A 22,829-nucleotide genomic window follows, 5' to 3' on the forward strand; every position below is an offset into this window, starting at 1 on the left:
GTGGACAGGGATCCCTTCCCGTTCCAGCTCCGCCTGCCGTTGCCGCAAGAGCTCCGAATCCTGCTCGTCCCAGACCCACACCTCTTTTCCCTGGGCCCGCAGCAGCCGTGCAGCCGACCAACCCGCGATCCCCAGTCCCAAAACCTGATGGCCCACGTCTATCCTCTTGGAACTTTGGCTTGCAGATCTGCATCTTACGGCTTTGGCCGCTCTCTAGAGCGCAGCGCGGGGCCTAGGGATCGGAGCGACAGAGAAAGGAGAGAACCTCGCCCATTAGACGGTTTATGGCTTGGTACTTCTCAGGGGAGGCTGAGAGGATCTCTGCTTCCGACTGCACATAGGTAGATGGCAACAGTTCGTTGCGGCAGTGGGAGACAAGCCCTTGCACCAATTCTGGCGTGGTTTCCAAGTGAAACTGGAGGCCGATCACTGAGCGTCCAAGCTGAAAGGCCTGGTTCTCACAGCCTTCGCTCTTGGCAAGGTGAATTGCACCAGGGGGCAGCTCGAAGGTTTCCCCGTGCCAGTGAAAAACCTCAATCGAGGGCGGGAAGCGAAAGGTTAGCTCATCAGGGGGCTGTACCCCTCGTACCGGCCACCAGCCTATTTCCTTAACACGATTTGGAAACACTCGGCTACCCATTGCGCTGGCAATCAGTTGCGCCCCCAGACAGATGCCCAAAATGGACTTGCCGGCCTCGATGGCATTGCGGATAAACTCCTTCTCCTGACCTAGCCAAGGAAATGCACTTTCGTCATTGGCACTCATGGGGCCACCCATGACGATGAGCATGTCAAATTCATCTAGGCTCGGCAATCTCGTCGATTCAAAAAACCTTGTGCCCGTTACAGGGTATTCCTTGGCTTTGAGCCAGGACTCTATATAGCCCAGACCTTCAAAGGGCACATGTTGTAAGTAATGGACACGCATGCTGATTTCGATGACTAACACCCCAGCATAGCATAGCTCCTGTAACTTCCCTGCTGATCGTAGCATTCCTAAGATATTCATGATAGGAAAATCAAAATTCTGTTCCGTTGTATAAGGAACAAAAAGAATGCACCTGACTGGCCACTCCTCTTCTCTTAACCTCTGGCTCACTTCTTCTAAATACGCCCTAACCTATTTACAGCAACGATAGTCCGCCCCATCCCAAAAATCGCTATCCTTTGTTCTTTTTTCTCAAGTCTTAAGTACTCTATAAACGCTCTCATGCTTTGAGAATCTGCCTTATTATATACTTGCAACAGAAACTCTCTCTTGTCATAATCTAATGCCCCAAAGTAACTTCGCCTCCCCCTGATATTCTTAATATCGGCCGCAATCTGTTCTCCTTTACCCCCCACCTCTATCCACAAAGGTAACCTCATAGCGGGTGACGCTCATCTACCATAAACACTGTTAGCTCCCCCTTGTCCATCAGGAGCTTCTACTCTTTTGCCTTATGCCGTATCTCTTTTTTTGAGCAACTGCTTCCTCATTCTTCTGGGACTGCCTCTTCTAAACTTTCCTTCAGCTCATCGCAATAGCAGCAGCTTTTTATTCGGGAGAGAGATAGGGCTTTGAGCCTCGATAAGCTAGAGCAAGTCCAGCAGCTCCTTGGTTTGGGAGTATAAGTTCCGGTTGCTGATAAAGCTTGATGACACTTGCAACACGTCACAGACCTAGGGGTGAGTATGGCCTTGGAGTGTTGTTTTGACAGCTAAGGCTTGCCCCAGCTCTCGGAGATCGGGGTTGCTGTCTACGAAATCCACGAGCCCCTGCATTAAATCCATCTTGCCCCCGATCACTAATCTGTATTAAGGTTGCTATGTGCTTCTGCAACAGCAGATGAAAACCACTGCTACTGGACTCCGGAGATCGGCTGGTTCTTGAGGGTGTGGCACCGACAAAAAGTAGAAACCACAGCCACCTACTTGCAGTGGTGGACTGCCGACGGGAATTTGCTTCTGGGGGAATTGAACAAGTAGGGCAGGAGCGGCAGTAGCAGCCCTCGCCCAAGTCCGTCAGGAACAGCAGCGCCTAGCCGCAAAGCTTCGGGAGTTGGGTGGCGATGGGAGAGCGCAGGGGTGGTGAAAACAAACGAAGCTGATTGTCTGTGAGGAGTTTTCTCTATGTCAGGAAAAAGAACAGCGCCTAAAAGTGGTGACGAATTAAAGCAGCGAGTTGTTGCTCTGGCACAATCTCTTGGATTGAAGACCAGCACGAAGGCTGTGGGGGCAACAGCGGTATATTGATGTGGTCATTAGCGATGAAAAAAGCGGCAAGCGACTGGGAGTGGAGTGTAAGTTTCAGGCGACGTCAGGCACAGCGGAAGAGAAGATCCCTGCAACCATTCAAGATATGGAGCACTGGCCTATTCCAGGGATCGAGGTAATTGACGGCGAAGGGTTTTCAAAGAACATGCAAGGATAACTGATGTCTACTGAGAAAGTGGTTTGGTTCAGCGATTTAGAAGATTGGTTACGTTTGTATTTTGGATTGTAACATGAGCGATTTGCTTCTTCCGCGACCTTTTCTAAAATGGGCCGGTGGCAAGACACAACTGACAGACGCCCTATTAGAGCGGATGCCGGTCTATTTCAGAACTTACCACGAGCCTTTTGTTGGGAGTGGCGCGCTTTTCTTTCGCCTGTATAGAGAATGCAAAATCAAACAGGCGATCCTTTCCGATATCAACGCTGAGCTGATAGATACTTACCTGGCTATTCGCGATCATGTTTGGGAAGTTATTCAACTACTCTCCGAATTTCCACACAATGAAAGTTTTTATTACCAGATTCGAGAGAAAGATCCTTGGTCAATGAGTCTTGTAGGACGAGCAGCGCGCATGATTTACCTGAACAAGACAGGCTATAATGGTTTGTATCGCGTCAATCGGCAAGGAAAGTTCAATGTTCCTTTTGGGCGATATAAAGCTCCAAAGTATCTAGACAAGGACAATCTTTTAGCTGCATCCCTTGCTCTACAAAATGTTGAAATTTTATGCGTGCCATTTGATACGGTTGTTGAGAGGGCCAAGCCAGGCGACTGGGTGTATTTCGACCCGCCTTACGTTCCTGTCTCGCAAACATCAAACTTTACCTCCTATCATGCCAGTGGCTTCGGCCTAGAGGATCAAGAGCGATTACGAGACATTTGCATTGACTTAAGCAAGAATAAGGTGTACATCATGCTTTCTAATTCTGACACCGCAATCATTCGCTCTTTGTACGCTATGCCCTTCTTTGCTATTGATGAAGTTCAAGCAAACCGGGCTATCAACTGCAAGGGGACAAAACGAGGCAAAATCACGGAGCTAGTGATCACAAACTACCCTGTTGAAAGAGCGGTGCAGCTAGGCTTACTCGATCAGGGGTTGCCTTATTTGAGGGCCACCCAACACTCGCTTGCGCCTGCTGTCACTCCGCTGCGCTTCGCGGGGCAGGTGAGATCCTGAGGCAGTCGACTAGTAGGTGCGCCCGCGCCAAGAGCGGGGGCGGCTGAGGGCCGACAAGATCACCCGCAGGACAGCCAAGGGATCCGCCAGCGGCGAAGCCCAAAACGTCCAGGGGGGATCCTGATAAGAGCCGCGAATGCCCATCAGCACCCCCAGTCGCAGGGCCAGCAAGCCCAGGTTGAGCCCCAACAACACTTGCTCTGTTAGGGAAAAGGGGAACCCCAGCCCGGCCTTGATCCCCAGCCCCCCCACTGCCAAGAGTGGGATCCCTTGGGTAAGCACCAGCAGGGCCATATCCCCCCACAGTTGGGCCCTGGGGGTGGCGTCTTTCAAATCCAGGGATCGGCCCCACTCCCGCCAAGTTTCGGCCAAAGAGGTGTACATGCGCACCTTGAGCAGGTGCCGACCGTCGCAAAAAGCTACTTTAAAGCCGGCTGCCGCGATCTGCCGCACCAGGGTGACATCGTCGCAAAAGGAGGCCCGCGCCAGGGTATAGCCGTTCATGGCTTCCAGCACCGAGCGGCGCACCAACATACACTGCCCATTGGCCATCGTCCGCTCCGGCAAGTGGGGAGTCTCCCCTGCCGCCCCATAGCGGTAGATCAGGGTTGTCAAAAGAGCTGGCTGCAGCCAGCCTTCCCCCCAGTGCTGCAGGATAAACTGCGGCGCCAGGGTGATGAGATCCAGCTTTTTGGCCTGGGCAGTTTCCAGCAGCCGCTCCACCAGGCCCGGCTGGGGGCGGGTGTCGGCATCAATGCCCAAGATCCACTCAGAGGCGGGATCCGACTGGAGAAATCCATAGTGCAACGCCCAAGGGCGACCGACCCAGCCGCTGGGCAGGGGATCGTCGGTAACGAGGCGAAAGCGGGGATCCCGCTTGGCCATCTGCAGCACTTTTTCGCGGGTGCCATCCTGGGAGCGGCTATCCACCACCAGAACTTCGCGCACAACCGCTCCCTGGCGGTGCAGCCCTTCCAGACAGGGATCCAGGCGCTCGGCCTCGTTGAGGGTAGGCAGCAAAATGCTGACCAAGCCCGGCGGAAAAGGGATCCCCGCTTGGCCAGGGGGCAGAGGGGAAGGGCGCCACAAAGAGGGCAGCAGCCGGGCCAGCAACACCGCCGCCATCGGCATCTGCAGGGCCAACAAACCCAGGGCAGCCGCATCCCCCAACCAATCCGGGATCCCGTGCGTATCCATTAGAGCTACCTTCCCACATCTCAAATAAAAGTTGCCCGGCGGAACCCAACCCGGCGGCTTTGGTTCAGAATCAATGTGGCTCCCGCCCTTGACTTTCTCAGCCTTTTGTGAATGTTTCCACCCGGCTCAGCCCCAAGGGATCCCTTGTTACCCTCGTCAAGCTTCCGCCAGGAAAGCTGGATCCGGTTCTGGTGCGCCAAGAGCTGGGCACGGTTCTCGCCGAGAAACCAAGACATCTCTTGCTGGATCTAAGTCAGGTTCCGCTGATCGACAGTAGGGGGGTGTCGGCTTTGGTGTGGGCAAGACGCCTCTGTTCCGCTGCCGGCTGTCCTCTCAAGCTCTGCAGCCTGGGAGAACAAGCGAAGCTGGTTCTCAAGGTTACCCACCTAGATTCCCTCTTCGAGATCTATCCCTCGGTGGAAGCGGCCCTCAAGGAGGTCTCCGAGTCTTGAGGGGGACGACTCTCCTCAGGGAGCAGTCTCCTGGCTCTCAACAGCCTGAGGCTGGTTTCTTTGGGCAGAGAGCTCGGCCTCTTGCCGGATCTGCTCCCGCAGCTTGGGTGGGGCCAGGCGGGCTGCTTGCTCAAATAGCTCCGGGGCTTTTGCCCGTAGGTTTTCATCGGTGGCGGAGCTAAGGGCTATTGCTTTGCCCAACACGGGCGCAAAGTCGCTGGGATCCGCCGCAATCATCTCGTCGTAGAGGGCGACAGCCTTTTCCGTCTGGTTATTGCGGACGTAGATAAAGGCCAAGCGCAGACGGACATCGTTATCTTCCGGGACTTCCTTCAGATAGTTCTCCAGTAGTTCAATGGCTTGAGAAGGGCGGCCCAGCGCTAGTTGAACGTCGGCCAGCTCCTGCAGGACTTGGCTATCTTTGGGATCCTTCTCGTGAAGGATCTGGAGCTGCTCTAATGCCCCTTCCAGATCCCCTGTATCTTGCTGAATCTGGGCCAAAAAAGCTCGCAGTTGCCGATTTTCCGGCTCCAGTTCCACCAGCTTCTTCAGCGGCTCGATGGCCCCTTGCGGCTCGTTGAGCTGCAGTTGCGTGTCGATCAACCCCCGCAGGGCGATGGGGTTATCCGGCTCCCGCTCCAGCACGACGCGATAGCCGTCTGCCTGGGCCCGCAGTTGCTCGGTTACCAGGCTGGCCTCTGGAGATTCGGAAGGCCCGAGGGCCTGGAATAGCGGGCCAAAGGAGAAGCCCAAGAAAGTTACCGTGCCCACCACCAGCAGCAAAATGTTGAGGAGCTTGCGGGCTGGGGATTCTTGGGGTTTGGACTGAGGCATAAAGGGCTCGCGCAGAAGACTCCTCTGTACTCTATCATCGGCGCCGGGGCAGGCTGCGGGGTGAGGTTACCCAATACCCAAAACTTTTGAAAACAGCATCCAAGGGGAGGGCAATGCCGTACTGAATTTAGGTAGTGCTGAATCTTTTTGCCACCCCTCACTCCCTCCTTAACCATGCGGATCACCTGTTACCCCGACAACCTCACCTTGGAAGCCAATCCCCTGCTCACGGTTCTGGAAAATCTGCTCAAGGCGGGGGTGCGCCATGTCCATGCCTGTGGGGGCAATGCCGCCTGCTCCACCTGTCGCATTCTGATTTTGGAAGGCAGCCAAAACTGCCGCAGCATGACCCCTGCCGAGAAGAAGTTAGCTCAACGGCTAGACCTTCCTGTACATATTCGTCTGGCCTGTCAAACCCGCATCACTGGAGATGTCACCCTGCAGCGGCTGGTGATCGATAAAGCAGATGTGGAAGTAGCTCAACATCAATTGCAGGCCCATTCGGTCGGCAGCCAAGTCACCGCCGCCATTCTCAGCGCTTCGCTGCGGGGGACAGCCAACTTCGACGAGGAGAACTTTCCCTACGATGTTGTCTACACCTTGGGTCGCTACTTCACCCAGATGGGAGCATTGGTGCAGCAATATGGGGGAGTACTGGCCAACCAGAGCGGGCTGAGAAGTCTGGCTTTGTTTGGTCTCAAACAACCCGAGCTGGCCATACAGCAGGCGCTGCAGGCGGGGTTGGCGCTTGGACAGTCGGTGGCGGAGTTGAATAGGTCTCTGCGGCAACTCTCCTACCCCCAGGTTAAGCTCACCCTCGGGATCCACCACGGCCCGGTTCTTCTGCTCCCCATTGATCCCCAAGATCCGCAGCGGCTGTCCGCCTTCGGGAAGTCGGTTCAGTTTGCCACCTGGCTGGAGTCGGTTGAGGATGTTTCGCAAGGGGGGGAACAGACTGAGGAACAGAGCTTTCGGTTGCTCATCTCGGCAGCCGTGTATCGAGCAGTGGAAGGGCAACTCCTGCAGGTGGAGCCTCTTTCGGTGAAACCTTTTCCCAACGCCAAACCCATCCGAGTTTACAGGGTGCACCCTGACCAAGTTAGCTTGCCGGCTGGCGAGGAGGAAGCTCCAGAAGCAGCCAAGCCCGAACCGATTGGATGGCTGGAAGCGCTCCGGGAATGGCTACAGGCTTGGTCTCGTTTTTGAGGGATCCCTTCAGGCAAAAACGCCATCCCTTTGCTGCACCTGGGCCCTCAGGTAGGGGATCCCCACCCGATGGCAGTAATCTCCAAAGCTCTCGCCAGGACGGCGCTCCTGCTTGTAGGCCTGCAGGAGAACTCTCATCAGCGGCACGATCTGGCTGATGTGCACCCGCTCCTGAAACACTTGCGCCAGGCGATCCCCGCGGGGGCTGGCTCCCAGCCAAATCTGGTAGTAGCCATCGGGGGCGGATCCCACCAGTCCCAGCTCTGCCAAGTAGGGGCGGGCACAGCCATTGGGACAGCCGGTCATGCGCACCAAAAAGGGCGAATCCTGCAGATCTAGCTCCCGCAACACCTGATCCAACTGGCGGATCAGGGTGGGCAGGGCCCGCTCCGACTCGGTAATGGCCAAGCCACAGGTGGGCAGCGCCGGACAGGCCATGGAAAGCCGCACCAGCTCCGGGATCTCCTCTTTGGAGAGCACCCCGTGGGACTTGAGGATCTGGTTAATGGCCTCTCGCTGGCCCTCCTCGATGTCGATGAAGATCACGTCCTGCGTGGGGGTAAGCCGCAGGTGCAGGGAAAATTCCTCCACAATCTTGCGCAGGGCCGTTTTCAGCTGCCGCTCCGGCGTATCCTGGATGCGGCCATTTTCAATGGAGAGGCCCAAAAACCAACGGCCATCCCCCTGCTCGTGCCAGCCCAGGTAGTCGTCGCTATTGGGGACAAACTTGGGCATCCGTCGGAAGGGCAATAGCTTTTCCCCCAGGTACTGCTCGACCACGCGGCGAAACTTGCGGATCCCCCAGTCGCGCACCAGATACTTCAGCCGCGCCTGCTTGCGGTCGTAGCGGTTGCCGTGATCCCGCTGCACCGCCAAAACCGCCTGGCAAATCCGGTACACCGCTTCCGGCGGGGCAAAGCAGAGTTTCTGGGCCAAAAGGGGTTGGGTCTCCTCCTTGCCGTGGGTGCGCCCCATGCCGCCGCCCACCACGATGTTGAAGCCCTTGAGGTTGCCCTTGCGGTCGGTGAGCACGATCAAACCCAGGTCTTGGGAGTACACATCGACGGTGTTCTCCCCAGCTACGGCGATGGCCGTCTTGAACTTGCGGGGCAAATAGACCGGGCCATACAGAGGTTCTGGCCCCTCCAGCCTCACCCCGTTGCCGACAAACTGCTCCGCTTCCCGGACTTCCGCATCCACCGGCGGGATGGGAACCGCCTCCCCATCCACCCACAGCTCGTAGTAGGCAGAAGTCTTCGGAGCCAAGAGATCCGCCAGCTTGCGGGCATACTCCTGGGCATAGCGGTAGGCAGGCCGGTTTTTGTGGGGGGCGACCGGCGCCATGACGTTGCGGTTGACGTCTCCACAGGCGGCCAGGGTGGATCCCATCTGCCGGATGATGCTGCCAATGGTGGCCTTGAGGTTTTGCTTCAAGATCCCGTGTAATTGAAAGGTCTGCCGGGTGGTGGCCCGCAAAGTGCCGTTGCCGTACTCCTCCGCCAGCCGATCCAGGGTCAAGTAAAGCTGTGGCGGCACATGCCCCCCTGGAATGCGGGTGCGCAACATCATCTGGTAGGCCCGCTCCAGACCTTCCTGCTTCCGCTGCTGCCGCAGATCCCGGTCGTCTTGCTGATAGGCGCCGTGAAACTTGAGCACCTGCACCGCCGCCTCGCTGAAGTGGGTGGTGTCCTGGGCCAGCTCCTGCCGCAAGGGATCCCGCAGGAAGTGGCTATCTGCTTTGATCTGCTCCACCTTGGAGCGCTTGGCCTCAGAGGCGGCAAAGGGAGTCATCTGATTCTCCAGTAATCCGGTCGGAATACCTGTGAAACAGGGTAGCATCTCCCCTGGGTCGCGTCCAGTTCTGTGGGTTGGGGTTAGAACAGCCTGCCCCCCTCTCCCAGAGGGAGAGGGGATGGGGGTGAGGGGTGCCGCCGCAGATTGAGAGCTGCGGCAGCATCTCTAGCCGGCCAGCGCCAGGCGGGCGCCGTAGTCTGCCGCCGACCAGAGCTTCCAAGCAGCGTTGCCCTGCAGCTCCAAGACCAGATCGTGGTAGGCCAGGAGAGTGGGTCGGTGGCCGACACTGACGTAGGTGGTGTTGAGGTGCTGCAGTTGCAGGTAGAGCAGCTTTTCGTTGGCCACATCCAGGGCGCTGGTGGCCTCGTCCAAAATGGCGTAGCGGGGCTGAGTAATCAAAATGCGGGCAAAGGCCAAGCGCTGCTGTTCGCCCAAAGAGAGGGTGCTAGCCCAATCTTTCTCCACGTCGAAGCCGCCCACCCGCTCCGGCAAATCGGCCAGGTTCACCTGGGCCAAAACCCGGAGGAGATCTGCGTCGCTAAGATCCCGGCGGCGGCCCGGGTAGAGCAGTTGATCCCGCAGGGATCCCAGCAGCATGTAGGGCTTTTGCGGCAGGAAGAGCATCTCGGTGGTATCGGGGCGGGCAATGGATCCCTGGCCGTTGTTCCACAGGCCGGCAATGGCCCGCAGGAGGGAGCTCTTGCCGCTGCCGCTGGCTCCCACAATCAGCAGCCGTTGGCCCGCCTCTAAAGTCAAGGACAAATCCCGCACCAGGGTTCGTTCCGAATTAGGCGTTAGCAAAGTCACCTGCTGCAGGGCCAGTTGGGGAGCAATGCGGGTTTGGATGGTACTTTCTCGAGGGCGCAGCTGGCGCAGGGCAGGATTCTCCAAAGCTTCGTAAAAGGATCCCAGGCGGTTGATCCCGGCGGCAAAGCTGGAGATGCTCTGGATCTGGTTGGCCACAATCGAAAGGGCGCTCAGCACCTGGCTAAAGGCGATGGTAGCCTGGGTAATGGTGCCGAAATCGCGCACGCCGCTAAAGTAAAGGGGGGCCACAATTACGTAGGGCACAATGCGAGTGAAATAGTTATAGGCGTACTGAAAAATGTCGATAATGGCCTGCCAGATGATCAGCAAATTAAAGTTGCGCAAGGCGGCAGCAAAGCGGTTCAAGATCTGTCTCAGCTCCAGGTCTTCCCCTTGGTAAAAAGCAATGGACTCGGCGTTGTCCCGCACGTGGACTAGGCTGTAGCGGAAGTCGGCCTCGTAGCGCAGTTGATCGAAGTTAATTTTAATCAGCTTGCGGCCGGCCAAAATGGCGATCCCGGTGCCAATGGTAGCATAGATAACCAGCCCCACCGCTAGGGGGCGGGAAATGCTGTAGAGAATCCCAGTAAAGGCGTAGAGGGTGAGGATGGAGTCAAGAATATCCAACAAAAAAGAAAGAGTGGTGCCGGTAAAGGAGCGTACATCTTCCGAGATGCGCTGGTCAGGGTTATCGATCTCTGTGTTAGCGGCGTTGGAATCCAGCTCGTAGTAGGCCCGCCGATCAAAGTAGCGATCCAGAAAGTAGTCGGTCAGCCATTCCCGCCAAAACAGGGCCAGCTTTAGCCGTGTATATCGGTAAATAACCAAAATGGGGATGGCGGAGATGATCAGCACGCCATAGATGATCAAAAATTGCCAGAAGGTGCTCTCTTCTTTTTGCTGCAGAGCCGTGTCGATAAACCGGAAGATAAAGCTGATCATCACGTTCAGCCGGTTTACCGTTAGCGACAGGAACAGCAAAAAGGTCAGCAGCACCCATTGCAGCCAACGGCGGCAAATCTGGCGCCACACCAGCCCAAAGGCCAGGCTGCTCAGGGCCAAACTGGCTGCGGCCACCCATAGCACCGGCGAGGCTAAATTCCTCTCTGTTTGCTCGACCAAGCCTGCTGCTAGGGTGCGGAAGAACTCTGGAAAAAGAGCCTGTCCAACCAGGGTTACCCCAATCTCGACAAAAAACATGAGGGCAACCACAAACACCATGGATGCTGCTAGCAAGCCGAAGAAGATCCAGCCCCCGTAGCGCACCCGCGGGTAGAAGTAGGGTTGCGCTACGCTGATAAAGCGATCCCAGAGTTGGCGGTCGAAGTTAAATTGGGCGGCTTGGGATTCCATGGTTGCGGTTGTCGGCAAGAGCGCGGGGTATTGATATTTTTCAGGCTAGCAGGTCAGGGATCCGCATCTCTGTCCAACAGGAGCCAATCCATCGGGAATCTGAGGAAGAGCCCCGTTGCCTACTCTGGAACATTTCCGATCTGGCTCCATAAATCCTTATATCCAGCCAGATCTTATGCACGAGCATGCGCTTGTCCAAGGCCCAACCTTCTTAGGCGGGATCCCCCTGCAGCCGCTTTTGCCAGGCCGCTTGGGCTGCCAGCCACACCGTCTGGACCGGCACGCGGAACTCTTGGGCGCGGGCCACACAGTCGCGAAACTCCGGCTGGGCGTTGACGATGTGGCCGTGGCGGCAGGCCACCTTGATGTCCACCAGGCCGTAGGGGGTTTCCACCCGCTCGATCCTTCGCTCCTGGACGGTGCGCTGCTGCTGGGAGTGGCGGATGCCCAGGGTGGTGGTTTCCCGGAAGATGAGATCTTGGCACTCCGGCACCCGCTCCGGTGGGCAGATCACCGTCAGTAACACTCCCGGCCGCCCTTGCTTCATGGTGATGGGCTGGGTAAACACGTCCCAGGCACCTAGGGCCAGCAACTGCTCGCAGGTATAGGCAATCACTTGAGGGTTGAGGTCGTCAATCTGAGTTTGCAACACCGAGACGATCTCGGTCGGCTCTTCCCCCTGGGACTGGCCAATCCAGAGACGAAAGATGTTGGGAATGGGCAGCTCGCGGCTGCCGGCCCCACGCCCCACTTTTTCCAACCGCAGCGGCGGACAGGGCCCAAACGCTTCTGCCAGCGCCACCGCCAAGGCCGCGCCGGTGGGGGTGACCAGCTCGGCTTCTACGCCATTGCTAAACACTGGCACCCGTCCCATTTCCCACAGCTCAATCACCGCCGGCACCGGCACGGCCAGCTTGCCGTGCTCAGTGTCCACCCAGCCGCCGCCAATGGGGTGGGGAGAGGAGATCACCCGCTCCACCTGTAGCCACTCCAGGCCAACACAGGTGCCGACGATATCCACCAGGGCATCGACGGCCCCCACCTCGTGGAAATGCACTGTTTCCAGGGGCACCTGGTGAACCTTTGCCTCCGCCTGGGCCAGCTTCTCAAAGACCTTGAGGCTGCGGGCCTTGACTGCGGGGGCCAGCTGGGATCCGGCAATCAAAGCCTGGATCTCCCTCCAGGGGCGGGCGGGCGGGGACTCGTCCAACACCTCCACCACCGCTTGCAGAGCCGGCTGGCCGCACCGCTGCACCCGGCATACTTGTAGGCTGTATTCTCCTTCGAGGCCCAGCGCCTGGAGCTGCTGGTTGAGATACTCTAGGGGCAGCCCGCAATCCAGCAGCGCCCCCAGACACATGTCGCCGGCAATGCCTGCCGCGCAGTCAAAGTAAGCTACTTTCATACCAAAGCATGATAAGAACTTGCGGAAGGAGTTGAGCCCTTTGAAGCGTCCTGAGGTACTAAAGGGGGGATCCCAGATGCCGTCAACACTTTGCATCCTTCTAGGGATCCTGCTGGGGGCAACGCTGCTGCTGTGGGGCCTGTGGGGATCCCCGGCGGGTGGCCAGACCCGTCTCAACTTCAGCAACGCCGATCTGCAGGGGCAGGATCTGTCGGGTCAGGACTGGCGGGGCAGTAGCTTTGTCAGCGCCAACCTGCAGGGCGCCGACTTGCAGGGGGCCAACCTGGCCGGCGTGGCCTTCACCAAGGCCAACCTGGCAGGAGCCAACCTGGCGGGGGCAGATCTCAGCAACAGCCTGCTGGATCTGGCCAACCTAGCGGGCGCCGATCTCAGGGGGGCCAACCTCAGGGGGGCAATCGCCGCGCGGGCCGTTTGGGATGGGGCGCAGATTGCCGGCGCCGACTTTAGCGACGCCTACGTGGATCGGGCAGCCCTGCGGCAACTGTGCCAGCGAGCAGAGGGATCCCATCCCATAACCGGGGTTTCCACCCGCGCGAGTCTGGGCTGTCCTTGAAAGCCGGCAAAAAAAGGTGAAGAAAACAGGATCCCTGAACCCTCTTGGCCGGATCGCCCCTTAGATTGGGGGAGGTGTTACCCCGCCCCACCATGAGCAAGCCCAGCTTCGCGGTCATTGGCCTAGCGGTAATGGGGGAAAACCTGGCCCTCAACGTCGAGCGCAATGGCTTTCCGGTTGTCGTCTACAACCGAACTCGCGCCAAAACCGAGCAGTTTATCCAAGGGAGGGCCCAAGGCAAGCAGATTACCCCCGCCTACAGCTTGCCGGAATTGGTGCAACTGATGGAGCGGCCCCGCAAAATCTTGATCATGGTTAAGGCAGGCCCGCCGGTGGATGCCATCATCGACGAGCTTAAGCCCCTGCTGGAGCCAGGCGACATCCTCATCGATGGCGGCAACTCCCTCTACAGCGACACCGACCGGCGCGCCGAGGTCCTAGAAGCCAGCGGGATCCACTTTGTCGGCATGGGGGTGAGCGGCGGGGAAGAAGGTGCCCTCAACGGCCCCAGCCTCATGCCCGGCGGCAGCTTGGAAGCCTATCGGCAACTGGAGCCCATCCTCACCAAAATTGCCGCTCAAGTGCCCGATGGCCCCTGCGTCACCTACCTGGGGCCTAAAGGGGGTGGGCACTACGTGAAGATGGTGCACAACGGCATCGAATACGGCGACATGCAACTGATTGCCGAGGCCTACGACCTCATGCGCAGGGGGCTGAAGCTGTCAGCCCCCCAGATGCAGGAGATCTTCCAGGCCTGGAACGAGACGGAGCTGGAGTCGTTTTTGATTGAGATTACCGCCAAGATCTTGGGGACGCTGGATCCGGAGACGGGCAAGCCGCTGGTGGATCTCATTTTGGACAAGGCGGGGCAGAAGGGCACGGGCCTGTGGACGGTCAAGGACGCCCTGGATCTTGGGGTGCCGGTGCCCACCATTGAGGCGGCAGTGCAGGCTCGCATCCTCTCGTCGATGAAAGAGGAACGGGTGGCCGCCTCCCAGCAGTTGCCAGGGCCAGGAACAACCTTGGAAGGGGATCCCGACAGCTTCCTTCAGGATCTGCGCGCCGCCCTCTACTGTTCCAAGATCTGCTCCTATGCCCAGGGGATGGCCCTGCTCAGGCAAGCCACCGTTGCCCACGGCTATGTGTACACCTTCAGCGAGATCCCTCGCATTTGGAAGGGGGGCTGTATCATCCGCGCCCGCCTCCTGGGCAAAATCCAGTCGGCCTACCAAAGGGATCCGGAGCTAGTCAACCTCCTTTTGGATGAGGAGTTTAAGCGGGCCATCCAGGAACGGCAGGGATCCTGGCGGCGAGTGGTGGCCACTGCAGCAGCCTTGGGGATCCCGATCCCGGCCATCAGCGCCTCCCTGGCCTACTACGACAGCTACCGCACCGCCGAGCTGCCCCAGAACCTGACCCAGGCCCAGCGGGATTTCTTCGGCGCCCACACCTTTGAGCGCATCGACAGGCCGGGGGTTTTCCACCACGCCTGGAACGCCTAGGCAGGGCCCCGCCCTGGGGCAGCCGCCAGATCCAGCGGCGCTTGCTTAAACGTAGAGCCCCACACTTCGGTGTGGAAAGGCTCCCTTTCTTGGGGGAAATCCCTGCGGAAATGGCATCCCCGGCTTTCCTCCCGCAGCAAAGCCCCCTGGGCTACCCAGCGAGCCAGCAACAGCAAACTCCCGGCCTCGACCTCTTCCCGACTGGCCCACGGCTTCTCCTCCAGGGGCAGGGCTTCCGCAAAAGCCAGAAAAGCCCGCAGCCGCTCTCCCTCCCGCACCACCCCCAGGGCTTCTTCTGCTTGCTGCCTGAGCTGGGGAAGTAGAGAGGGCGGCGCTGTCAGCACAGGTAGAGCCTGCACCTGAAGGGGGGGCTCCTGGAGGTCCCGCAGGGCAGCCAGAGCAGCTCGCTTGCCCATGACCAGCCCTTCCAAAAGGCTGTTGGAAGCCAAACGGTTTGCCCCGTGCAACCCTGTGGAGGCCACCTCCCCGGCAGCATAGAGGCCCGGCAGGCCAGTGCGGCCAAAAGCATCCGTTCGCACCCCCCCCATGACGTAGTGAGCAGCAGGAGCAACCGGTAGGGGATCCTTGCCGGGATCCAGCCTCAAAGCGCGGGCAGAGGCAACCACGGTGGGAAAGCGCTCTTCCAGATGGGGCACAGCCCGGAGGTCAAGGTAAACTCCCCCCGTCCGCTGCCGCTCCCAGAACACCGCCTGGGCCACCACATCCCGCGGCGCCAGCTCTTCCAGCTCCGCATAACGAGGCATAAAGCGCTCCCCCCAGGCATTGAGGAGCACGGCCCCTGCCCCTCGGGCAGCTTCACTGACCAGGGCTCCATTGGGCAGGACGGTGGGGTGAAACTGCACAAACTCCAGATCCCTTAGGATGGCCCCTGCCCGCCAGGCCAAGGCCATGCCATCGCCGCTAGCTCCCGGCGGCGCCGTAGAGAGGGGGAAGAGGCTGCCAAACCCGCCTGTAGCCAGGAGAACCGCCCCCGCCCTCACCTGCACCAGTCCCTCAGGACCCAGGAGCAAGACCCCTGCCACTCTCCCCTCGGTCATCAAAAGACTGAGGGCCGTGTACCCCTGCAAAGGCGGCTTGCTCAGGCGGGCCAGCAAGCCCTTGAGGAGCCACAGCCCGCTCCGATCCCCTCCCAGGTGGCGTATCCGCGCCCGCGAGTGTCCCCCTTCCCGCACCGGCTCCGGATGGAAGGGGAGCCCCCAGGACAAGAGCTTCTCCAGGTGAAAGGGCGCTTCCTGCAAGATGGAGCGAGCCACCTCTGCTTCTACCAAGCCACGGCCTGCTTGCAGGGTGTCCTGGAGGTGGGCTTCCACATCTGCTGCATCCAGTGGAAAAGCTATCCCCCCCTGCGCCCAAGGAGTGGATCCAGAAGGCAAGGGATCCTTGCTTACCACCAGGGTTCTGGCTCCCTCTGCTTCCGCCCACAGGGCTGCATAGATCCCTGCCACCCCTGCCCCCAGGATCAAGAGGTCTGTTTCCGCTAGGAAAGACGTAGACAACACTGGACAAAACAGACCCTCGCCAAGGGTGCTCCCTCTAGGCTCCAGCAGGCACTGACAGCATGGCCAGGATGGACTTGCGGGCTTTTTCGGCCACCGCCTCCGGCACCTGGATCACGTAGCGCATCTCCACTAGGGAGCGGTAGATCTTCTCCAGGGTAATTTTTTTCATATACTCGCAGACGGCGTCCGCCTTGACGGGGATAAAGGTCTTATCGGGGGCCTCTTTTTGCAGCCGGTGGAGAATGCCCACTTCGGTGGCAACCACAAACTCGCGGCTGGCCGAAGTTCTGGCATAACGCACCATCCCCTCGGTAGAAAGGAGCTTGGCGTCCGGCTTGAGAAATAGACAACTGGAGCCGCAACTGCACTCGGGGTGGATGAGGAACTCCGCCTCCGGGTGCTTCTCTGCCATTGCCTTGAGGTGCTCCTCGCGAATGCCCACATGGACGTGGCACTCGCCGGGGAACAGATCCAACTCCCTCCCCGTTGTCTGGGCTACATAGGCCCCCAGGAACATATCCGGCACAAAGAAGATGGGGCGATCCGGCGGCAGGCTGGCCACCACCTGCACAGCGTTGGCGCTGGTAACGCAGACATCGGCCATGGCTTTAATCTCGGCGGCCGTGTTGACATAGGCCACCACCAGCCCCTCGGGGTTGGCCTCCTTCCAGCGCAGAACGTCCTCTGGGCGGATGCTGTCGGCCAGAGAGCAGCCCGCCTCCAGATCCGGCAGCAGCACCGTCTTTTCCGGGTTGAGGATAGCCGCTGTCTCGGCCATGAAGTGGACGCCAGCAAAGACAATGACCTGGGCATCTGTCTTTTGGGCCTCGCGGGCCAGGCCCAGGGAGTCTCCCACAAAGTCCGCCACTTCCTGCACCTCGGGGAGTTGGTAGGAGTGGGCTAGGATAACGGCCTGCCTTTCCTGCTTGAGTCGAGCAATTTCCTGGACAAGGGTTTCTTGGGTCATGGTGAACCTTCTGTTTTGGCTGGGCCGGCCACGGGTGCAGAGCTGGACTGGTGCGGGGCTAAGGAGAAGTTGCCAGCAGGCAGCAACTGGCCTTCCTGCTTTAGGCGGGATCGTTACCTAGCCTAGCATTAGAAACAGCGCTCCCTGGGGCAAACCTCAGGGCCGCACCACGAGCAAGGAGAGATCCAGGGCCTTGGCCGAGTGAGTCAGGGCCCCCACACTGATGTAGTCAACGCCTGCCTCCGCCGCTTTCCGGGCGCGCTCTAGGTTCATGTTGCCGCTGGCTTCTAGGGGAACTTTCCCCCCTACCCGTTGAACGGCAGCCCGGATCTGCTCCAAGGGGAAGTTATCGAGAAGGATGAGATCGGCGCCTGCCGCCAAAGCCTCCTCCAGCTCCTGGAGGTTGCGCACCTCAACCTCGACCTTGAGGTGGTGGGGGGCACCTGCTTTGGCCCGCTGGACGGCTGCCAAGATGCCGCCGGCACCGCGAATGTGGTTTTCCTTAATCAAGATGCCGTCGAAGAGGCCAAAGCGGTGGTTTTTGCCGCCCCCTACCCGCACGGCGTATTTCTCCAGGGCGCGCAAGCCGGGGGTAGTTTTGCGGGTGTCCAGAAGCTGGGTTGAGGTTCCCCGCAGCGCCTCTACGTAGGTGCGGGTGAGGGTGGCAATGCCGGAAAGCCTTTGGAGAAGGTTCAGCGCCAGCCGTTCTGCCGCCAGAATGCCCCGCAGGGATCCCTTGATCTGGACTACCTCCTGGCCAGCGACAACAGAGGCTCCCTCCTCTACCTGGGAGGCGAACGCTAGCTGGGGATCCACCAGCCGGAAAACCCGCCTGGCAATTTCCAGGCCAGCTAGGATCCCTGGCTCCTTGGCCAGGATCACCGCCTCCCCCTCAACGCTGGGGGGCAGGGTCAGCTCGCTGGTGAGATCGCCGTGGCCGAGATCTTCTTGTAGCCAGGCACACAGGGTCTCCTCCGGGATGTATAATGCTTGCGTCATCTTTCGCTTTAGTTACCTATGGCCTCGGTTGGATCCTCTAGACCCAAGGGCGGCACCTTCAGCCGTCGTCAGCTGCTCAAAGCAGGAGCTGCCGCTCTTGGAGGCAGTTGGCTGGCCGCAGCAGGGGCTCAGGCTCAACGACGGGCTTCCCCCACTCTGATAGTGGCCCAGAGATCCAAGCTCGAGCGAGTTTCCTATGCTACCAACTGGTATGCCCAGGCCGAGCATGGCGGCTTTTATCAGGCGGTGGCCACAGGCATTTACCGCGAGTATGGGCTAGACGTCACCATCAAAATGGGTGGCCCTGGCGTCAACATCACCCAGATTTTGGCTGGCCGAGCCGCCGACTTTGCCATGGGGGGAAGCGCAGGGGTCATCAACGCTGTGCGGGAAGGGATCCCGCTCATCTGCGTGGCGGCTATTTTCCAAAAAGACCCCCAGGTTCTCCTCGCCCATCCCGGCACCCAGCGCTTGGAGGATCTCAAGGGCCGACCCATCTTCGTGGCCAAAGGGGCTTTTACCACCTACTGGCCCTTTTTGCGGGCCAAGTACGGCTTCACCGACGACCAGACCCGCCCCTACAACTTCAACCCCGGTCCTTTCCTGGCGGATCCCAGCTCGGCCCAGCAGGGGTATCTCACCTCTGAGCCTTTTGCCATTGAAAAACAAGGAGGCTTTAAGCCAGTGGTCTTCCTCCTGGCCGACTACGGCTACAACCCCTATGCCACCACCATCGAGACGCGGCGCCAACTGGTGGAAAGCAAGCCTGACTTGGTGCAGCGGTTTGTGGATGCTTCTATCAAGGGCTGGTACAGCTTTTTGGAGGATCCCCGCCCCGCCTACCGCCTCATCAAGCAGGATAACCCGGAGATGACTGATGAGCAGTTGGCCTACAGCTTTGAGAAGCTGAAGGAGTACGGCATCATTTTGTCTGGCGATGCCCTGGAAAAGGGCATTGGCGCCATGACCCACGAGCGTTGGCAAAGCTTCTTCGAGAGCATGACAGTGGCGGGTGTCTTTGAGCCAACCATTAACTACCAAGCCGCCTACACGTTGGACTTTGTCAATAAAGGCACTGCCTATTACAAAAGCTAGGTCAGGTTGCGAAAAAGGGAAGGGGGAGGGGATTGCATCGGTTTGGAGGGGGCTGCCGACCGTTCCGCTCTGCCAAAGGCCCTCACCCCCAGACCCTCTCCCTTTGGGAGAGGGGGACTAGGCATCTCACTGCTCCACTGCTACTTGTCAATGAATGGCTGTAACTAACCTTCGGGTATCCTGCCGACCGCTGGCCAAAGCTACTGCTCGGCAATGGTGACGTTGAAGCCCTTGTTCTTCAAAGTTTCAGCGTGGTAGCGGGCATATTCCAGTTGTTCAAATGCTGCCAACTGCACGAACTTCTGGCCGTTCACATCTCTTACAAAAGCGTCATTGGCAACTTGCCGAGCTCGCGCCAAGCTTTCCTCTCCGGAGTAGGTGATCAGCACCAAAAAAGTTCCTTCGCCGCGGTTAGGCCCCAAGGAATCGAGATCGTTGCTGTGCAGGGGCACCGTGAGCAAAGATTCTGAAACAGTGGCCACTTTGGGCTGGGAGGGGCGCTCCAGGCTGGCTGCCACTTTCTCCACTGTTTTCGGGCGGGAAGGAGCAGGTTTCTGTGCAGCCGCGGCCAAGTTGGTTTGTAGGCTGTCCAACAAGTTGGCGACATCCTGAAGGGGATCGACCCGCAGCTCCTCCAGATTGGGAGTGTTGGCCAGCCCTAGCGCCAACTGACTGGGATCCAGCCCACCTGAATAGAACTCTTCCCCTACCTGTCCTGGCAGCGGCTCCAGGGGAAGCAAGGGCAACCGGGCCAAATCCACCTGGGCAGGGATCCCTTTTTCCGTCTTGTGGGCCAGGACAGCGGTTTGGGGAAGCGACAGCTCTTCCGGCCAGATCAGCCAGCGCACCCCAAAGCCGATCCCCGCGCAGGAGAGGGCCCACACCAGCAAGACCCAAAGAGGGGAGAGCACCCCCGCCGGCCGTGGCGTTTCTTCCTCCTCCAAGTCTTCCACGACTTCTTGCATCAGCACAGGTGAAGAGCGCTCCACGGGGATATCGCTTCCAAGGGGATCTGCCCACGGCAAGGGGACAGATGGCCTGCGCTGCAAACGTTGCCAGAGGCGAAATCGCTCCAATTCCTTGAGCTCATCCAGATGCAAGCAGCTCAGCGCTTCCTGAAGCGTCAGTTGAGGAGTCGGCTGGGCTTGCGGGGCCCTCGGTAGGGGTCGAGTAGCATCTGAGGGAAGTGGAGAAAAACTCATAGGCAACTCACCCTCGCTAGACTAAGAGCTAGGAAGCCAGCAGAACCGATCCGGTGCTGAACCCGAGAACCGCTTAACCACAGAGCCAACCCCAGGGACAAAGGCAAGCCATCACTACCATGCCACAAGCCGAAGGCCTTCTTCTAGGGATTGGCCGCAAGATAGAGGGCGCGCACATCTGCCGGCAGATGCTGAAGCAGGAGCTGGCGAGCGGAGGCAACAATGGCATCCACCTCCTCTGGGGCGAGGTAGTACCTTTCAGCTTTGAGCTGGGCAGCGATGCGCTCCGGCGACCAACCAAACCGATCCCGTAGCAGCAGAATAAAGCGCATATCTCCCGGCAAGTTGTCCAGAGCCGCGCTCAGGTAACAGGCCAATGCCGGCGAAAGAGGGGGCTTCGCTGCACCAGCGCTCGCAGTTTGAGGAGGGGCAGCCTCACCCTCAGCAGCGCCGTCAGACCGCCCCGCAAAAGGCCAGATCAGCTCGCGGATTTGCGCCGCCAGCCAGGGTGCCAGCACCGGATCCCCGCCCCCCTCGCTCTGGAGCGTGCGGACATCGAGATGCTGAAGGCGCGCATACAGGCGCAGCCAAACCTCCTCTCGCCAAGCAGCCCGCTGCTCCGGGGGCAGATGCTCGGCCAGGATCCCATCCACCCAGGCGCAGTAGCGGCAAAACAGGGCGATGAAGTAGCGCGCCGCCTGCGGCTGCCGTTGAAAGGCTCGCAGCAGTTCCAGATCGCTGTGGTGGGCCACCCCCTTCACGATAGAGGCCTCGCACTCCCGCCAAAGGGGAGTCACCACCTCAACCATAATCCCTCTCGCCAGAAAGAAGCTCTCTAGCTATTTTCCAAGATCTCTCGACAGGCCGATAGCAACTGCTCCTGCTCCGGCAGGGTTCTTAGGCCAATGCGCAGATAGCGATCCCCCAGCTCTGGAAAGCTCAGGCAATCCCGCACCAGGATGCGGTGCTGCCGCAACAGCTTTTCTTGAATCTGCGTAGCGGAGCCAGGGCAGCGCACCAGCACAAAGTTGGCTTGGCCGGGCCAGGGATCCCAGCCGGGTAGCCCCTGTAGACCTCTCAGCAAATGCTCCCGCGCCGTAGGCAGCCAGGCCAGGGTGCGCCGGCGAAAGTCTTCATCTGCCAGAGCCGCCGCCGCCGCCACCGCCGCCAATCCGTTGACGCTCCAGGGATCCCGCCACTGCCGCCAGCGCCGCCAGTGATCCGGATGCCCCACAGCAAAGCCGATGCGCAAGCCGGGCAAGGTAAAGAACTTGGTCAGCGAACGGATGACGATGGTGTTGGGGTGGGCCTCCAGGTGAGGGATCAAAGTCTGGCTGCGGGGCAGCTCTCCCACCTCTGAGCTGGCGTCCAGAGGGGGCAGCTCCTGCGGGGCGTCTCCTGGCAAAAAGTCCATAAAAGCCTCATCCACCACCACCTGCTCGAACTGGGGCAGAAGGGGCAAGATGTCTTGCCGGAGGAAAAGCCGGCCCGTCGGGTTGTGAGGATTGTTTAGCCAGAGCACCCGGCCTGTCTTGTCCGCCCGGATCTCTTTCTGCAGCAAGGCCAAGGGGGGGGATCCCTGAGAGGGCAAAAGATCCAAACCCCTGAGGGTTACACCCGCCGCCCGCAGGGCCCGCTCATAGTCCCCAAAAGCCGGCCGGGGCAGCCAAACCTCCCGTCCCTGGGCATCGCGGGCCGCCCAGGTGAGCAATTCCGCCGCCCCGTTGCCCACGAAGATCCACTCCGGATCGACCGCCCAGCGCTGCGCCAAACAGGCCCGCAGCTCGCGGTAGTCGGGATCCGGATAGCGGCTAATCGCAACTGGATCCGACGCCGACAGGGCCCGAGCCAGAGCTTGCAAAACCGACTGCGGCGGACCCAGGGGGTTGAGGCTGGCCGAAAAATCCAAAATAGCCTCGGCAGGGCAGCCGGCAATGGCTGCCCCCCAAGCGCGATTGCCACCATGCTGAGGCCGTTGCACGCCTGTCCATCCCAAAGCCCAGGTTCGCTGAGAGAACTCCGCCTGAGGAGCGCGAACGGCTGGGATCCCGTCAAACTCCCGAAGACTTGTGGCCACCTGCCACCGCATCGCGGAAAGTTTTGCCTGCAGTGAAAGTCGGGACAATGCTGGCTGGGATCACCATCTTCTCGTTGGTCTTCGGGTTGCGACCTTCCCGTTGTTTGCGCTTGCGGGCCTCAAAGGAGCCGAAGCCCACCAGGGTCACCTTTCCTTTGGGTTCACCGTTTTCATCGCGGGATGCGACCTCTTCGACAATGATCTCCAGCGCCGCCGTCAGGACAGCTTCAGCTTCTTTTTTGGTTACGTTGGCGCGATGAGCGACGGCATCCACAAGCTCTGCCTTGTTCATCCTGATCTCCTCGTGAGTTAGGCAATAGGGTTAAAACAGACTCTGGCCGCGTACTTGCGAGGTGCTGCGAAGCAACCACGGCCCAGAGTGTTCTCAGTTTTTAGGAGCGGGGCTTG

The 22,829-nt window shown here is 59.5% G+C and carries 20 protein-coding genes; 7 read left to right on the forward strand and 13 right to left on the reverse strand.

Annotated elements, in window-relative coordinates; genetic code table 11:
• Nucleotides 1–232: 232 nt before the first annotated feature.
• Nucleotides 233–928 carry a type 1 glutamine amidotransferase gene (locus NW809_RS00775; RefSeq protein ID WP_099813223.1) on the reverse strand — a complete coding sequence of 232 codons (696 nt, stop codon included), beginning with the start codon at nt 926–928 and terminating at the stop codon, nt 233–235.
• A 1,281-nt stretch (nt 929–2,209) separates the two neighbouring features.
• Between NW809_RS00775 and NW809_RS00780 the strand changes: the two genes are divergently transcribed.
• Complete coding sequence (locus NW809_RS00780) at nt 2,210–2,413, forward strand: PD-(D/E)XK nuclease superfamily protein (protein ID WP_346426103.1); 204 nt, start codon at nt 2,210–2,212, stop codon at nt 2,411–2,413.
• A 73-nt stretch (nt 2,414–2,486) separates the two neighbouring features.
• Nucleotides 2,487–3,437, forward strand: a complete 951-nt coding sequence (locus NW809_RS00785) for a DNA adenine methylase (protein ID WP_414401337.1) — start codon at nt 2,487–2,489, stop codon at nt 3,435–3,437.
• Between the two features lie 9 nt (nt 3,438–3,446).
• Here the strand turns inward: NW809_RS00785 and NW809_RS00790 are convergent, their stop codons facing one another.
• Complete coding sequence (locus NW809_RS00790; RefSeq protein ID WP_414401338.1) at nt 3,447–4,634, reverse strand: glycosyltransferase family 2 protein; 1,188 nt, start codon at nt 4,632–4,634, stop codon at nt 3,447–3,449.
• Nucleotides 4,635–4,741: 107 nt separating this feature from the next.
• Between NW809_RS00790 and NW809_RS00795 the strand changes: the two genes are divergently transcribed.
• A complete protein-coding gene (locus NW809_RS00795; protein ID WP_099887196.1) occupies nt 4,742–5,086 on the forward strand; it encodes an STAS domain-containing protein in 345 nt (114 codons plus the stop codon).
• A gap of 15 nt (nt 5,087–5,101) precedes the next feature.
• Here NW809_RS00795 and NW809_RS00800 read toward each other — a convergent pair whose 3' ends face one another.
• On the reverse strand, nt 5,102–5,920 hold the full coding sequence (locus NW809_RS00800) for a tetratricopeptide repeat protein (RefSeq protein WP_414401339.1): 819 nt from the start codon (nt 5,918–5,920) through the stop codon (nt 5,102–5,104).
• Between the two features lie 147 nt (nt 5,921–6,067).
• On the opposite strand from NW809_RS00800, the gene NW809_RS00805 reads away from it, so the two are divergent.
• Nucleotides 6,068–7,126, forward strand: coding sequence for a 2Fe-2S iron-sulfur cluster-binding protein (locus NW809_RS00805; protein WP_414401340.1), 1,059 nt, complete (start codon nt 6,068–6,070; stop codon nt 7,124–7,126).
• A 9-nt stretch (nt 7,127–7,135) separates the two neighbouring features.
• Here NW809_RS00805 and NW809_RS00810 read toward each other — a convergent pair whose 3' ends face one another.
• From NW809_RS00810 to larC, 3 genes are all read right to left on the reverse strand, one after another.
• Nucleotides 7,136–8,917, reverse strand: coding sequence for an NADPH-dependent assimilatory sulfite reductase hemoprotein subunit (locus tag NW809_RS00810; protein WP_414401341.1), 1,782 nt, complete (start codon nt 8,915–8,917; stop codon nt 7,136–7,138).
• A gap of 168 nt (nt 8,918–9,085) precedes the next feature.
• On the reverse strand, nt 9,086–11,080 hold the full coding sequence (locus NW809_RS00815) for an ABC transporter ATP-binding protein/permease (RefSeq protein ID WP_011429836.1): 1,995 nt from the start codon (nt 11,078–11,080) through the stop codon (nt 9,086–9,088).
• Nucleotides 11,081–11,291: 211 nt separating this feature from the next.
• Nucleotides 11,292–12,485: a nickel pincer cofactor biosynthesis protein LarC gene (gene larC, locus NW809_RS00820; RefSeq protein ID WP_414401342.1), complete on the reverse strand. Its 1,194-nt coding sequence runs from the start codon at nt 12,483–12,485 to the stop codon at nt 11,292–11,294.
• 76 nt (nt 12,486–12,561) lie between these two features.
• Between larC and NW809_RS00825 the strand changes: the two genes are divergently transcribed.
• Both NW809_RS00825 and gndA read left to right on the forward strand, forming a co-directional pair.
• The gene (locus NW809_RS00825; RefSeq protein ID WP_011429834.1) at nt 12,562–13,059 is read left to right on the forward strand and encodes a pentapeptide repeat-containing protein; all 498 of its coding nucleotides are present in this window, start codon (nt 12,562–12,564) and stop codon (nt 13,057–13,059) included.
• 92 nt (nt 13,060–13,151) lie between these two features.
• Nucleotides 13,152–14,561: an NADP-dependent phosphogluconate dehydrogenase gene (gene gndA / locus NW809_RS00830; protein WP_011429833.1), complete on the forward strand. Its 1,410-nt coding sequence runs from the start codon at nt 13,152–13,154 to the stop codon at nt 14,559–14,561.
• Here gndA and NW809_RS00835 read toward each other — a convergent pair.
• The 3 genes from NW809_RS00835 to nadC form a co-directional block, all read right to left on the reverse strand.
• On the reverse strand, nt 14,558–16,078 hold the full coding sequence (locus tag NW809_RS00835) for an L-aspartate oxidase (RefSeq protein ID WP_099884131.1): 1,521 nt from the start codon (nt 16,076–16,078) through the stop codon (nt 14,558–14,560). The two genes, gndA and NW809_RS00835, sit on opposite strands and share 4 nt — an antisense overlap.
• A gap of 37 nt (nt 16,079–16,115) precedes the next feature.
• Entirely contained in the window at nt 16,116–17,048 is a 933-nt protein-coding gene (gene nadA, locus NW809_RS00840) for a quinolinate synthase NadA (RefSeq protein ID WP_011429831.1), read from the reverse strand.
• A gap of 156 nt (nt 17,049–17,204) precedes the next feature.
• The gene (gene nadC / locus NW809_RS00845) at nt 17,205–18,047 is read right to left on the reverse strand and encodes a carboxylating nicotinate-nucleotide diphosphorylase (protein WP_011429830.1); all 843 of its coding nucleotides are present in this window, start codon (nt 18,045–18,047) and stop codon (nt 17,205–17,207) included.
• Nucleotides 18,048–18,065: 18 nt separating this feature from the next.
• On the opposite strand from nadC, the gene NW809_RS00850 reads away from it, so the two are divergent.
• The gene (locus NW809_RS00850) at nt 18,066–19,142 is read left to right on the forward strand and encodes an ABC transporter substrate-binding protein (RefSeq protein ID WP_414347501.1); all 1,077 of its coding nucleotides are present in this window, start codon (nt 18,066–18,068) and stop codon (nt 19,140–19,142) included.
• 200 nt (nt 19,143–19,342) lie between these two features.
• On the opposite strand, the gene NW809_RS00855 is transcribed toward NW809_RS00850, so the two are convergent.
• The 4 genes from NW809_RS00855 to NW809_RS00870 all read right to left on the reverse strand — a co-directional run bounded on the left by NW809_RS00855 (nt 19,343) and on the right by NW809_RS00870 (nt 22,713).
• Nucleotides 19,343–20,107: a hypothetical protein gene (locus tag NW809_RS00855; protein WP_414401347.1), complete on the reverse strand. Its 765-nt coding sequence runs from the start codon at nt 20,105–20,107 to the stop codon at nt 19,343–19,345.
• Between the two features lie 380 nt (nt 20,108–20,487).
• Nucleotides 20,488–21,153, reverse strand: coding sequence for a hypothetical protein (locus tag NW809_RS00860; RefSeq protein ID WP_414401343.1), 666 nt, complete (start codon nt 21,151–21,153; stop codon nt 20,488–20,490).
• Nucleotides 21,154–21,179: 26 nt separating this feature from the next.
• Complete coding sequence (locus NW809_RS00865; protein WP_346426044.1) at nt 21,180–22,421, reverse strand: threonine-phosphate decarboxylase; 1,242 nt, start codon at nt 22,419–22,421, stop codon at nt 21,180–21,182.
• Nucleotides 22,396–22,713, reverse strand: coding sequence for an HU family DNA-binding protein (locus NW809_RS00870; protein WP_011429825.1), 318 nt, complete (start codon nt 22,711–22,713; stop codon nt 22,396–22,398). Before NW809_RS00870 ends, NW809_RS00865 begins: the two co-directional genes overlap by 26 nt.
• Nucleotides 22,714–22,829 lie beyond the last annotated feature (116 nt).

The organism is Synechococcus sp. WC101, assembly GCF_047461555.1.
Classification (GTDB): Bacteria; Cyanobacteriota; Cyanobacteriia; order Thermostichales; family Thermostichaceae; genus Thermostichus.

Bases quoted from the DNA above. Each gene is read 5' to 3' on its own strand.
- NW809_RS00785 (WP_414401337.1), top strand. From the start codon at position 2,487: ATGAGCGATTTGCTTCTTCCGCGACCTTTTCTAAAATGGGCCGGTGGC.
- larC (WP_414401342.1), bottom strand. From the start codon at position 12,485: ATGAAAGTAGCTTACTTTGACTGCGCGGCAGGCATTGCCGGCGACATG.
- NW809_RS00855 (WP_414401347.1), bottom strand. From the start codon at position 20,107: ATGCAAGAAGTCGTGGAAGACTTGGAGGAGGAAGAAACGCCACGGCCG.
- NW809_RS00825 (WP_011429834.1), top strand. From the start codon at position 12,562: ATGCCGTCAACACTTTGCATCCTTCTAGGGATCCTGCTGGGGGCAACG.
- nadA (WP_011429831.1), bottom strand. From the start codon at position 17,048: ATGACCCAAGAAACCCTTGTCCAGGAAATTGCTCGACTCAAGCAGGAA.
- NW809_RS00790 (WP_414401338.1), bottom strand. From the start codon at position 4,634: ATGGATACGCACGGGATCCCGGATTGGTTGGGGGATGCGGCTGCCCTG.
- NW809_RS00800 (WP_414401339.1), bottom strand. From the start codon at position 5,920: ATGCCTCAGTCCAAACCCCAAGAATCCCCAGCCCGCAAGCTCCTCAAC.
- NW809_RS00850 (WP_414347501.1), top strand. From the start codon at position 18,066: ATGGCCTCGGTTGGATCCTCTAGACCCAAGGGCGGCACCTTCAGCCGT.
- nadC (WP_011429830.1), bottom strand. From the start codon at position 18,047: ATGACGCAAGCATTATACATCCCGGAGGAGACCCTGTGTGCCTGGCTA.
- NW809_RS00815 (WP_011429836.1), bottom strand. From the start codon at position 11,080: ATGGAATCCCAAGCCGCCCAATTTAACTTCGACCGCCAACTCTGGGAT.
- NW809_RS00860 (WP_414401343.1), bottom strand. From the start codon at position 21,153: ATGGTTGAGGTGGTGACTCCCCTTTGGCGGGAGTGCGAGGCCTCTATC.
- NW809_RS00775 (WP_099813223.1), bottom strand. From the start codon at position 928: ATGCGTGTCCATTACTTACAACATGTGCCCTTTGAAGGTCTGGGCTAT.
- gndA (WP_011429833.1), top strand. From the start codon at position 13,152: ATGAGCAAGCCCAGCTTCGCGGTCATTGGCCTAGCGGTAATGGGGGAA.
- NW809_RS00810 (WP_414401341.1), bottom strand. From the start codon at position 8,917: ATGACTCCCTTTGCCGCCTCTGAGGCCAAGCGCTCCAAGGTGGAGCAG.
- NW809_RS00870 (WP_011429825.1), bottom strand. From the start codon at position 22,713: ATGAACAAGGCAGAGCTTGTGGATGCCGTCGCTCATCGCGCCAACGTA.